Annotated in this window: 11 protein-coding genes; 4 read left to right on the plus strand and 7 right to left on the minus strand. The window is 37.4% G+C overall.

All coding sequences use genetic code 11. The annotated features are described in order from the left end of the window. Window positions 1-299 precede the first annotated feature (299 nt). Window positions 300-587 (minus strand): hypothetical protein, encoded by a 288-nt coding sequence (locus FD31_RS07540; protein WP_057892161.1) that lies wholly within the window; start codon window positions 585-587, stop codon window positions 300-302. A 134-nt stretch (window positions 588-721) separates the two neighbouring features. On the opposite strand from FD31_RS07540, the gene FD31_RS07545 reads away from it, so the two are divergent. Next, window positions 722-1,531, plus strand: a complete 810-nt coding sequence (locus tag FD31_RS07545) for an HAD family hydrolase (protein ID WP_057892162.1) — start codon at window positions 722-724, stop codon at window positions 1,529-1,531. A 173-nt stretch (window positions 1,532-1,704) separates the two neighbouring features. Here FD31_RS07545 and FD31_RS07550 read toward each other — a convergent pair whose 3' ends face one another. Next, a complete protein-coding gene (locus tag FD31_RS07550; RefSeq protein WP_057892163.1) occupies window positions 1,705-1,992 on the minus strand; it encodes a hypothetical protein in 288 nt (95 codons plus the stop codon). A 232-nt stretch (window positions 1,993-2,224) separates the two neighbouring features. Here FD31_RS07550 and FD31_RS07555 point away from each other — a divergent pair, with 232 nt between their 5' ends. Beyond that, a complete protein-coding gene (locus FD31_RS07555; protein ID WP_057892164.1) occupies window positions 2,225-2,743 on the plus strand; it encodes a hypothetical protein in 519 nt (172 codons plus the stop codon). A gap of 104 nt (window positions 2,744-2,847) precedes the next feature. On the opposite strand, the gene FD31_RS07560 is transcribed toward FD31_RS07555, so the two are convergent. The 5 genes from FD31_RS07560 to FD31_RS07580 form a co-directional block, all read right to left on the minus strand. Further along, the gene (locus FD31_RS07560) at window positions 2,848-4,932 is read right to left on the minus strand and encodes a KUP/HAK/KT family potassium transporter (protein WP_057892165.1); all 2,085 of its coding nucleotides are present in this window, start codon (window positions 4,930-4,932) and stop codon (window positions 2,848-2,850) included. A 124-nt stretch (window positions 4,933-5,056) separates the two neighbouring features. Next, on the minus strand, window positions 5,057-7,480 hold the full coding sequence (locus FD31_RS07565) for a Xaa-Pro dipeptidyl-peptidase (RefSeq protein ID WP_057892166.1): 2,424 nt from the start codon (window positions 7,478-7,480) through the stop codon (window positions 5,057-5,059). Between the two features lie 367 nt (window positions 7,481-7,847). After that, entirely contained in the window at window positions 7,848-9,191 is a 1,344-nt protein-coding gene (locus FD31_RS07570) for a C1 family peptidase (protein WP_057892167.1), read from the minus strand. Window positions 9,192-9,204: 13 nt separating this feature from the next. Further along, window positions 9,205-9,894 carry a ribose-5-phosphate isomerase RpiA gene (gene rpiA, locus FD31_RS07575; RefSeq protein WP_057892168.1) on the minus strand — a complete coding sequence of 230 codons (690 nt, stop codon included), beginning with the start codon at window positions 9,892-9,894 and terminating at the stop codon, window positions 9,205-9,207. After that, window positions 9,895-10,197 (minus strand): GNAT family N-acetyltransferase, encoded by a 303-nt coding sequence (locus tag FD31_RS07580; RefSeq protein WP_057892169.1) that lies wholly within the window; start codon window positions 10,195-10,197, stop codon window positions 9,895-9,897. A gap of 644 nt (window positions 10,198-10,841) precedes the next feature. Here FD31_RS07580 and FD31_RS07590 point away from each other — a divergent pair. Further along, on the plus strand, window positions 10,842-11,384 hold the full coding sequence (locus FD31_RS07590) for a dCTP deaminase/dUTPase family protein (RefSeq protein WP_057892171.1): 543 nt from the start codon (window positions 10,842-10,844) through the stop codon (window positions 11,382-11,384). Window positions 11,385-11,403: 19 nt separating this feature from the next. Further along, the gene (gene radA / locus FD31_RS07595) at window positions 11,404-12,786 is read left to right on the plus strand and encodes a DNA repair protein RadA (RefSeq protein ID WP_057892224.1); all 1,383 of its coding nucleotides are present in this window, start codon (window positions 11,404-11,406) and stop codon (window positions 12,784-12,786) included. Window positions 12,787-12,788 lie beyond the last annotated feature (2 nt).

The raw sequence follows: 12,788 nt of genomic DNA on the forward strand, positions 1-12,788 counted from the left end.
TAAAAGTTACCTCCTACTCGATTACTAAATTATTTGAGGAATAATTTAGTAGATATAGTTTTATGAATTTAGATAAAATATTTGGTTATATCTTATCTTGAAAATAGATTAGCTGAAGGTTGGGGGTGATGAAACCAGCAGTGGCAGTGGTGTTAGGACGGTGTTTTCCCGTTCTTACAGCACAGGACGTATTTTGAAATTCGCGGTTTATGCGAAGTTCAAAATCGAGTCTCGAGACCTTGGCTCGAGACGGTCCTCACAGCAGGCTTCATCACCCCCAACCTTCGGCGGCAGTGCAATTAATCCATTACAGCTTCTAGCATGTTTTCTTTGAGATAATCAAATTCGCCATAACCACTATATAGGAAAATAAAGCGCTTTCCGTTATAATTAAACTTAATTCTGTTCCAGCCATAATAAGTATCTTCATCAACATTGGTAATTTCTGAAATGGGAACAGTAATTTTGTCAGTATTGACGATACCTTTCAAGGCTGAGATATAGAGATTGTGGTTTGAGAATTTGAAACTAACATAGCCATAATTAACACCTGAGTTTTGATCGATAATTTGAATGTATGCAAACATGATTTTCACGTCCCTTTCTTAATTCACCTTTACCATAGGTTATCGAACGCGTTTTAGGGCAAGGGTATCGTGTGAAAAAAGTTGTTTGTTGTCGAACCAGTTCGATAATTAACGAGATTTGGGAGGAGAATAATTTGATTAAGCACATATTTTCTGACATGGATGGAACGTTGTTACAAAGTAACTGTAAGATTAGTGAAAACAACGTGAAGACAATTAAGGATAGTCAAATTCCATTTACATTAGTTTCCGCACGATCACCGTTGGAGATGGTTGAAACCATTGATAGCCTTGACCTGAGAGAGCCACAAATTGCTTTCAACGGGGGATTGATTTTTCAACAAACTGCTCAAGGTAAGAAAGTTCTGCAGGAATCCCCAATTAGTCTGGACGGAATCAAACAAGTTTTGCGTGTTTTGAAACAAGAATTTCCAGACGTTAGTTGTTCATTGTATGATCTAGATCATTGGTATATTGAAAAAATTGATAAAGGAATCGAATATGAAGCTCAAGTCTGTGATTTTGATCCGATAATCGTTGATTTTGTTTCTTTATTGAAACAAACTGATTTAAAGATATTTAAAATTATGCTGATTTCGTTTGAAGCACAGGAAATGAAAATGCTGAATGAAAAATTAAAACAGCTCAATGAAGCTGATTTGAATGTCACACAGTCGGCAGAGAACTATTTAGAAATTACGGATCATTTGGCTAAAAAATCTCGTGGTGTTCAATATATTAAAGAATTGGAAAGTTTGGCTAAAGAGGACATGGCTGCGTTTGGTGATGGTTATAATGATTTAGTCATGTTAGAGCAAGTTGGAACGCCAATTGTCATGGATAATGCCTTACCAGGTGTAAAGAATTATGCCAAATTTGTTACGAAAGATAATGATCATGATGGAGTAGCGTACGGAATCCAGACATATTTAACTACAAAATAGGTTCAGTTATCGATAGATGGCTTAAAAATCAGCTGTCAGGTAAAATATATCATCATGTTACAGAGAAACTGTGTATTTCTTAAAACGCTTAGAGAGCTTTGAATTTAAGCATAATGTGATGAAAAATAAAAAAACACTGAGAATTATTATTTTCTCGGTGTTTTTGTGTATTATCAGGCATTAACAGCTTTAAGTAAATGATGTTCCAAGTATTGTTCTTCGCCATACCCAGTGTAAATAAATGAGTATTTTTTGGCTTGGTAAATAAAACTGATGCGGTCTTCACCGTAAAATTGGTCGATTTTTAAGTCAATCATTTTGGAAAAGGGGATGTCGATGTGATGCAATGCCTTCATGCCTCTAACGAGCGTCATGGACAGTATGCCGTCTTTTATTTCGTAAACAACATAACCTTTGAAAGCTTTTCCACCAGCATCGATAATTTGTATGTAAGTATACATAATATTTAAGCCTTCTTTCTATAATTCATTAATCAATTTTAAAAAATTCAAATTGGTTGTTTTGAATTATATGCGCTAGTTCTGAATGAACGGGAATACGGCACTTTGTTCTGACAAAATGTCTACTAGCAAGCTTTATCGTTGCTAAAAAGATTCAGACAGACTATTTTTAATTTGAAATTTATTAAGCTACTAATAATTAGAAATTAAAATTAAAAAGTAGGCGATGAAGATGGAGAGAAGTTTTGCAAGAAAGCTAAATTGGAAGCCACTGTTTAACAGTTTGATTTTTGGTGCCGCAATAGGAACCTTTGTTTATATCTTGTTGAAACGTGATATAGCTCTGGGAATTATGTTTGGAATCATTGCTTTTCTAATTCAAAGTATCGTCATTTATCCACGTTATTTACCAAGTCTTTATGGCTGCTGGAAAATAAATGAAGGCTCGGTATCATATTACGATTACAGTACTTGGAGTAAACGTATCAAGGCTATCTTTTTACCTGTAAGTAAGAAACAAAAGTCAGTTTCGTTTGAAAATATTATGTCTTATTCCTTAGTTGTTTCAAAAAAGTCTGACAAATGGACACCACATTATATTCTTTTGAAATTAGATAATGGTCATAACGTTGCATTGGATTTGTCGTGGAATTTGCTGAAATCAGGGGCACCTGGTAAGGATGTTGAATGGGTCGTTGACTACATAACAAATAAGCTACATCAAAAGACAGTTCAAGTTTTACAAGTTTAAATGATTAACCGGCATGTATGATTCGTTTGCTTAGAGTAAACAAATAGGACACGCAATCCAAAAATTGGATGCGTGTCCTATTAATTTAATTAGATTTTATCTATTTAATCTTCGTCGTCATCATCAATTTCGTCATCAACTTTGATATCTTTCAAAGCTGAACGATCTTTTCTGACTAGACGTAAACGATTGAGTGAAACTTTACCAAGTACCAGTGGCACACGTTCTTCAACTACATCACTGTAGGAAAGTCCGAACCAGTTGGCTGGTGAAATGAATTTTTGTAAGAAGAAACGCATGTGAATAACACTCTTCTTCAAACTACTAATCTTCGTATCAGGTGAGAGTACCTCTTTGATAATAACGAATGAGAAGTCACCAACATCACGATCAGGAATCGTTGTATATTTCTGTGGTTGTGGTTTGATTTCACCGTTTGACATCATATCATTAACAACTTGACGTAAGTAGACGTTAACCTTTTGGTCAACACGGAAACCTAAGTAAAGTTGAACGCTGACCATGTAGTCAGTATCAAATGTCTCGACACTATAAGCTGCTGTATAAGGTTCATCAGTAACATTGACTGTTACGAACCAATAAACTTGAGCTCGTTTTGGACGTTTATCAAGGATTGAATAAAGAATATTCTTCTTAATACGATAACCGTCGTGAATCTTTGTTAGATAAACCAAGTTAGTTGTATAAAGTGGGTAACTTGGATCTTTTCTTAAATCATTTAGTTGGTGCTTGAAAGCTAGTAATGAAACAAAGTGGCTCCGATATGTGTTGTCGTCTTTGAGACGTTCACCGTATCTCCAGATGAACATAACGGCAATAAGTAATGCGGCGATAAACATAGTAATGTAAGCACCGTGAATGAACTTACTACTGTTAGTTACGAAGAAAATACTTTCGATAATGAAGAAGAAACTAATAATAACCGTTGTAAAGAGGCGGTTAGCACGTTTCATCAGCAACCATTGATGGAGCAAAATTGTTGTCATTAACATAGTGATGGTAATTTCTAGACCGTAGGCGTTTGACATGTTTTCGGAAGTTTTGAAATAGAAAACGATGAACAAACAAACGACCCAGATGATTGAATTAACTGTTGGGATATAAAGTTGTCCCTTAAAGTTAGTTGGATAGTATGTTTTCAATCTTGGGAAAATCTTCAACTTAGTGGCTTCAGATACCAATGTATATGAGCCAGAAATCAAGGCTTGGGAAGCGATGATAGCTGCCATGGCTGAGAGGAAGATTCCGAAGAGTCTGAAGTCTGCAGGAATGGATTGGTAAAATGGATTCATTGCTGAGCCCATGTTTTGAAGTGCATGATTATCTTTTGCACTTAAAATCCAAGTTGCTTGTCCTAAATAACTTAGTAACAAACAAATTTTAACGAATGGCCAACTAGTATAAATATTAGGTCGACCAACGTGTCCCATATCAGAATAAAGGGCTTCAGCACCAGTAGTAGCAAGGAAAATACTACCAAGGATGAAGACACCACGAATATTGATAGGGCTTCTGAGTAATTCAAAAGCGTAATATGGGTTCAAAGCTCTGATCATTGTCCAATCGGATGAGAGGTTCATGATTCCTATGAAACCAAGGAAAGCGAACCAAACTAACATGATTGGCCCAAAGGCACGACCAATTAGTTGAGTCCCAAATCTTTGGATAAAGAAGAGGGTCGATAAGATAATCAGTGTCACAATGATTACTTGGCTCTGTGTGCTGATTAAGACGGTATTGTGAATGGCAATGCCTTTCAAACCTTCAATCGCTGCGGTAACAGTAACAGCAGGTGTCATCATACCGTCGGCTAAGAAGGTTGCCCCACCGACCATAGCCGGAATAATCAGCCACTTGGCACGCTTTCTAACCAATGTATAGAGGGCGAAAATTCCACCTTCACCACGGTTATCAGCACGTAGGGCAATTAAAACATATTTAATTGTCGTGACTAAAGTCAGTGTCCAAAAAATTAAGGAAACACTGCCTAGAATAAAGTTGGTGGACATTTTTTCAAGTCCACCATTCCCAACCATTAAAGAGTGCATAACGTATAGAGGAGAAGTACCAATGTCCCCGTATACAATTCCTAAAGCAATTAGGAACCCTGCGACACTCTTCTTTGAATGGGGGTTATTCTTCAATGAATTTAGTTGTGTCTTTTCCATATAAATAATCTCCAAAAATAAACAGTTCAACCGCGATTATAACATTAGAATTGCTAGTATGAAACCACTTAATTTTGGTCTAGTGGGTTTCGCTATATATCAAAGCAATCAATCGTTACTGGTATTAATTTGTAAAAATTGGAACTACCAATGAAGAATCGTTAGTTTGAACAGTGTATTTAATATTTTGATTACCACGAACTGTCATACCAAAATCAGTTGCATAGACGATCAAACCTAATTGATGTCCTTTGAGTAATTTATAAAATGTCGGTTGTAGTTCGACACCAATATTATAGAAAACATTTGGCTTTAGTTCATCAACTTTATAGTTATTTTCACGATTCTGTAAATTTAAGTGTCCTTTAGTGATCATCTTAAATGGTGTAGGTGCAGCGGAGGTAAATTCACGTAAATCATCTTCGCGCCAATCGTATGTTTCAGCTAGACTATTTTTTGCCAATAACGTTGGTGAGACGGTCAAACGCTTGGCTGTACCATAGTCAATTAATTGAAAGCTTAAGAGTCCGATGTTATCACTTGAACTAACTTTGAGATTTACATTAACCTTACCGTCAATCGTTAAATCGTCATCTAATGGTGCTGTCTTATAAATTAGTTGATTGGAAGCTAACTTTTCGTCAGCAGCGACGAGATCATGTTCCCAAGTGTCGTTATGCTTAGCATAATTATCAAAGGTTGTTTGATCTAGGTGGTCTTGGAATGATTGCGTTGTTTCAGAAACACTATTTGTGACTAGTTTATCATATGATAAATTGTATTTAATCTGGTTATTATCATTGCTAGACCAGTCTTGATGAGCTGTCCAATTTTCTGGTTGCGTATTATCTTGAACGATCACATTATGGATGATTTCTTTAGCCTGGTTTTCAACACCAAGTAATTCATGAGTTAACCAGAGGTTGATAATATCGTTATAGTCGATAGAACGAAAGGCATTGATGTAAATGTGTTGGCCTTGGTGCAAAATGATTTTTTGTGTAACGCCGTTATGCTTAATGCCGTTCCACAGACGCTCAACGTTACGAGGCTTGACATTCCAGTCATTCAAACCATGAACCATGAAGACATCAGCTGTGATATTCTTGAAATCTTTATGGTAGTTACGAGCGTCCCAGAAAGTATTGTAATCACCAGTTGTACGATCTTGACCATCAGCAATAGCCTTCACTTGGTCGTCCCATTGATTCTTAATGTTATGGAAATCACCTGGTTGTAAACGACGACTGAATGTTTCCTCAGCTAAGACATCAGCATCTTCACCAGGGAAGCCACCGGGAGCGATGACTAAACCACCGTCACGATAGTAATCGTACCAACTAGAAATGGCAGCTTCACTAATGACTGTTTTCAGTCCAGAGACACCCGTTGAAGCAGCAGCCGTTGCCAAAGTCCCTAAGTATGAACGACCTGTCATAGCCACTTTTTTATTAGACCACCAAGCTTTGATTTCAATGTTGTCAGTCCGATTGGTGAAGGCAGGTAATTGACCAGTTAACCATTTGATAATAGAAACAGTGGAAATTGTTTCTTCGGGGTCACCAGTTGTTCTGAAACCGTCGGAGTCTTTAGTACCAATACCAGACATGTAAATAACCGCAAAGCCACGAGCTAAGAAGTAGTCGTTTAGAGTATATGAACTTTCACGGGAGAATGTTTGTTCAGCTCGTTTAGTTTCGCCATTGGTAGTTCTTGGTTCAGGAATTGTTTGATTGTCACCATGATATTCGATATCGGAATATTGAAGCTTGTTTGGTGTCTTGTGTTTCAAAGGTACATTGACGTTATGGGTCAACCTTTCACCGGTTTCATCGTTAGTCCCTTGATTGTATGGACTGGCTGTATAAAGTACCGGTACTTTTAAACCATTTTCGGTTTCACGAGGACGTAAAATTTCAGCTTTCAAAAGGTCACGTTTACCATCATGGTCACTATCTTGAGGGGACTCAACGTAAACGACTTCACGAATTAATTCATGGGGATCAAAGACGGGCAAAGTTTTACCGTTGAATAATAAAGGCTTAGTTATTTTGCCATAAAACTTAGTGAAATAACCTTTGCTAGCAAGTGAATCAAGGTAAGTTTGACCAACTTTATTGTGAGTTGCTAATAACCAATACCATGCAGATTTTAATTCATCAACAGTGAATGAATCGCCGTTATGGTCAGCAATCATCAGTTGAATTTTTTTCATTGCTTCTAAAGGTTCAGAAAATGAAAAGTCCACGTCAGGGTTAAACTTTAATAGTTGTAAAGCTACATTATAAAAAGCGGCTACCGAAACGTGTGTGGCAGAATCAAGATATTCACCTAAATTTTGTTCAGGTGTAGCCATATATGTTTTTAACTCTTCTTCAAAAGTTGATGAAGTTTTGGCTTCTAAAAAGCTTTTACTCAAAAAGCTGATCCATAATTGGATCGGATTGGTTTCAGCTTCGTTGTCTTTATCTAGAAAGCCTATTTCTGTAAGTTCTTTTAATTGATCTTTAAAGTCTGTTGGACGAATTGCAAATTGGTTATTTTTCATATAAACAACTCCTTTATTAGATATTAATTTTATTATAGAGCAGTGGGGTAACTTTTACTTGTTTATTGGGGTGCCGCCTCTGGGAGTACGAAAGTCCACCTGCTGTGGGACCGCATGGAGCCAAGGTCTCCAGACTCGCTTTTGAACTTCGCAAAATACGCGAATTTCAAAAGACGTCCGTGGTGGGCTTTCATACTCCCAGAGACTAGTGTATTTTGGGGTGATTTGATTATTATTTTAAATATTTAAATTGATTATAATGATGCATTAATAGTCAGAAATTCTAAAAGAAGCCCCAGAAACTAGAATTTTCTGTTCGCTAGTTTCTGGGACTTCTTAATTTTGTGTTTTTAATGGACAATGATTTTTAAGCTAATGCTCCCATTGGATCCCATGGTGCTAGTACCTTTGGTTCTTTTGATTCTGTTTCAAAGGTATTCTTGAGATCGTCTGATAGGTATTTCTTGTTGATAACTAGTTGATAAACGAATTCGTCGAACCATGAGTCGCTCATTACGAAGTAACCTTTAGTTCCGACTTTTTCACCCCATGAGTTTTCAACTTTCCACTTCAATGGATTACCATTTTCGTCTAGATCTACTCCGGTGATAACCATAGCATGTGTCATCATACTTTCGATATAGTCGAGGCGTTGTGCCTTTGTCATTGTTAAATCAGTGTTTAGTAGGCCTTCAAGGTCATAGATGTTTGTGTCCATGATACCAATCTTACGGTCTGAACTTTGACCAACATCACTACCAAACCAAACTGTTTCGCCAGCTTGGAGTTGTTTAACAGCTAACTTCTTGAAGTCACTGTTTTCTAGATTCAAGTGACGGACTTGGCGACCACCAACGACGTTACCTAACATTTCAACTGTATAAACGTGGTTGTATGGCTTGTCAGCTGTTGGAGCGTTGATTGTTGAAATATAACTATCTAAGTCCCAGCCAACATACTTCTTGAAGAATTCTTGAGGTGTGATGCCTGTTTCTTTGTGATAGTTCTTGTCATCGTCACGGTAAGCCCAGTCGAACTTAGTAGGTGGAACACCAACTGTGTAAACTAAAATTTTGTAAATTTCGCTTAATAGTTCATTCTTCTTACGTTCAATGTCTTCTTCAGACTTATTAGCATTAACAAGTTCACGCAAGATAATTGCATCTTTACGTAATTTCTTGTTAAGAACGTTGTTTAATTCAGATGAGTTTGTACGACTGAATGTATCTGGCATAACTGCCTTAGGAACGACACCATATTTTTGAACAAGTGCCATGACCATATCCCATTGGCCACCATCTTGTTGAGGTGTAGCCATTAGGAAGTCAACTTTACGGTCGCCTGTTGGTAGGGCAGCTGTGTTGATAACATTTTCGAAGAAGTAGTTTGATTTCTCAAGCTTATCCCAGAAAAGCATGTAACCTTGTGATAATTCGAAGCCCTTGATCTTGAAGTTATCTTGAAGAGGGTGTCTCATTGTGTTTAGAGCTGCGAAAACCCAGCATAAACCAGATTGTTTTTGATCGGCAACTTTACCAGTATCAATTTCAACTGAGAAAGTAGGGTCCATAGCAACTTTTGACGCAATTGTTTCACTTGATTTGAACAAACCATTGTTAGCAACAGCATTTTTGATTGCTGAAGAACCTGGTGTGTTTTCAAAAGCAGTTTTAAATTTATCTAATTCTGATGATGTGATTTCTTTAGTCATACAATTCTCTCCTCTATCTGATATTCTCAATTACTTTAGGTCCATCGTCATAGCCGACGATAATAGTATTAACTATATCAAGAAATAGTCCATGTGCAACTATTCCCACTTGATGGTCAAGCCAGTCAGCTAATAGGTGAGGGTGTTTAATTTCGCCCATCTTTAAATCGATAACGTAATTTTTATTATGTGTTAAGACACGGTCGCCGTTTTCATCCAATCGAAATTCTGGTTGAAGATTTTCCTTTTGAAGGTCGTTAAAAGTTTTTTCACAGCCAAAAGGAATAACTTCAAGTGGTAATGGGAAACTACCTAATGTGTCAGCCATTTTTGATTGGTCGACGATCCAAATGTTTTTGGTGGAATTAGTTGCAACCATTTTTTCAAGCAAGTGGGCAGCACCGCCACCTTTGATACCTTGATAATTTTTGTCGATTTGATCGGCACCATCAATGGTTAAGTCAATGTGATCGACATCGTTTAAATCCTTGGTTGGGATGCCAAGTGACTTAGCTTGTTTTTCAGAACGAGAAGATGTTGTTACCGCAACGATATTTTTGATCTCGCCAGCTTGGTAACGCTTGCCAAGTTCTTCAATCATGTAATAAACAGTAGAACCAGTACCTAGTCCGACAACAGAATCACTTTTAATAAAGTCAACAGACTTAGTACCAACGGCTTTCTTTAATTCATTTTGATCCAACTAATTTTCCCCCTTTAATAGCTCTTGGTAATTTTCAGCTAACAAAAATCTGATTTCAGGCTTTCTTTCAAAAGCTGCTTTTGAGTATTCACAAACGGGTACAATCTTGAGACCCTTCAAGTCAGAATAATCTAAAGCCGCATTCAAAAGTTTACCAGCAAGTCCTTGACCACGATACGAATCGTTAACGTAAGTGTGGTCAAGTGAAATTACGCCGTCTTTAACGGTTGAATAAGTAATTTCACCAATCATTTCGTCGTTGTCTTCAAGAAAGAAACGACCATCCTCATGTTTCATTTCCATAAAATTACCTCCTGCTTGTTTAATTTACTAAGGTAATGTCGCCTCCGGGAGCAAGGAAGAATTGTCCTGCTGTGGGACCGCTTCGAGCCAGGGTCTCGAAGCTCGATTTTGAGCTTCGCAAAGTTCACGAATCTCAAAATACGTCCGTGGAGTAAGAGCTAAAGCTCTAACACCACTATCACTGCTGGACATTCTTCCTTGCTCCCTCCAGCTAAAATATTATTGGATTTAATTGCTTAGTTATTGATTTTAATGAATTGAAAGTCGATAATATTAAATCCGTTATTATATTTGTCAATTCATAATCATCTAATTAAAAAATAAATTAGCCGGAGGTCGTGAGCAAATGAGTCAGCTGTGGAGGTGGTGTTAGGACGGTGATTTTCCGTTCTTACAGCACGGGACGAGTTTTGAGATTTGCGTATTTTGCAAAGCTCAAAATCGAGGCGAAAGACCTTGGCTTTCGCCGGTCCCCATGGCAGACTCATTTGCTCACGACTGGAGGCGGCAGCAAAAAAATCCGTTCCTTAGTTAAATTTAATATAATACTACTCTATTATAAGAAGAAAGTCAGTGTAATGAATAGTTTTATAGCTTCTAAAATGCTATTATTTTAGATATCTAATGCTTAAGGAGTTTTCGATTTGACTAAAAAACGTGGATTTGAAATTGTAAAAAAATACGAGGGTAAAGGTATCAATTTACCTGTTCGTCAAACTAAAAATGCTGCAGGGTATGATATTGAGAGTGCTGAAGATTTTGTTGTTCCTTCTATTTGGAAGTTCGGTGTGCTCAATGTTTTGAAATTTTTGCTCAATAAAGGCAAAATGGATGATGACAAAATTGCTGAAGTTCAAAAGTCAATTAAGCCAGTCTTAGTACCAACCGGTATCAAAGCATATATGCAAGATGATGAAGTGTTAATTATCGCTAGTCGTTCTAGTAATCCATTGAAACGTGGCTTATCGATTCCTAATGGGATTGGTGTTGTTGATGCTGATTATTATAATAATGACAGTAATGAGGGTGAATTGTTTGTTCAATTGATCAACTTTTTCCCTGTTGATTACACAGTTAAAAAAGGCGAACGTTTGGCCCAAGGTATTTTTATCAATTATCTAACAACGGATGATGATGAAGGTGGATTAACGAAACGTCATGGAGGATTTGGTTCTTCAGGAATATAATAAGAAAGGAACTATTTTATTGGCAAAAGCTAAAACGAAATTTGTATGTCAAAATTGTGGCTATGTTTCCCCAAAGTACTTAGGACGTTGTCCTAATTGCGGTGTCTGGAATCAAATGGTTGAAGAAATCGATCAACCAGAAATTGCTAAAATCAGTAAAGCCAATGCTACACCAAGTCGTCGTGTCAGCGATGTTGAAGCTAAGCCTGTTAAACTAGGCGAAGTTTCTTTTGAAAAGGAACCGCGTGTTGAGACTGATTTGGGTGAACTAAACCGTGTGCTTGGTGGTGGAATTGTTCCAGGCTCATTGATCTTAATTGGTGGTGATCCTGGTATTGGTAAATCAACACTGTTAACACAAGTGTCTGGTCAATTAGCTAAAGATGGTAGCAAAGTTTTATATGTTTCTGGTGAAGAGAGTGCTTCACAAATTAAGATGCGTGCTGATCGAATCGGTGTGACGGGTGACAATTTGTATCTTTATCCACAGACTGATATGAGCTACATTCGTCAGACCATCGATGAGATGCATCCTGATTATTTGATTATTGATTCTGTCCAAACAATGGATGAACCTGAGATTACATCAGCTGTTGGTAGTGTTTCACAAATTCGAGAGGTTACAGCTGAATTGATGAACATTGCCAAGCAACAAAACATTACAGTTTTTGTTGTTGGTCATGTGACCAAAGGTGGTGCAATTGCCGGACCAAAGATTTTGGAACATATGGTGGATACTGTTCTATACTTTGAGGGGGACACCCACCACAGTTACCGAATTTTGCGTTCAGTTAAGAACCGATTTGGTTCGACGAATGAAATCGGTATTTTTGAAATGCGGACGAAAGGTTTGGTCGAAGTGGCTAATCCTTCGGAAATCTTTTTGGAAGAACGTTTAGCTGATGCCAATGGTTCTGCTGTGGTTGTTTCCATGGAAGGTACGAGACCAATTTTGGTAGAAATCCAATCATTAATTACGCCGACAGTTTTTGGGAATGCTAAGAGAACTGCTACAGGTTTAGATCACAACCGCGTATCTGTGATCATGGCAGTTTTGGAAAAACGTGGTAACTTGATGCTTCAAAATCAAGATGCTTACTTGAAATCCACTGGTGGCGTAAAATTGGATGAGCCAGCGATTGATTTAGCTTTAGCAATGTCCATCGCATCCAGTTACAAAAATACCGGAATTCCGGACACAGATTGTTTTGTTGGTGAAGTCGGTTTGACAGGTGAAGTTCGCCGAGTTAATCGAATTGACCAACGGGTCAATGAAGCTGAAAAACTTGGCTTCAAACGAATTTTTGTGCCTAAAAATAATCTGGGTGACTGGTCGAAGAACAATAAAATTCAAATAATCGGTGTCAGTACAGTATCAGATGCAATGAACAAAATTTTCTAATG

This window comes from Companilactobacillus nantensis DSM 16982 (genome assembly GCF_001435815.1).
GTDB lineage: Bacteria > Bacillota > Bacilli > Lactobacillales > Lactobacillaceae > Companilactobacillus > Companilactobacillus nantensis.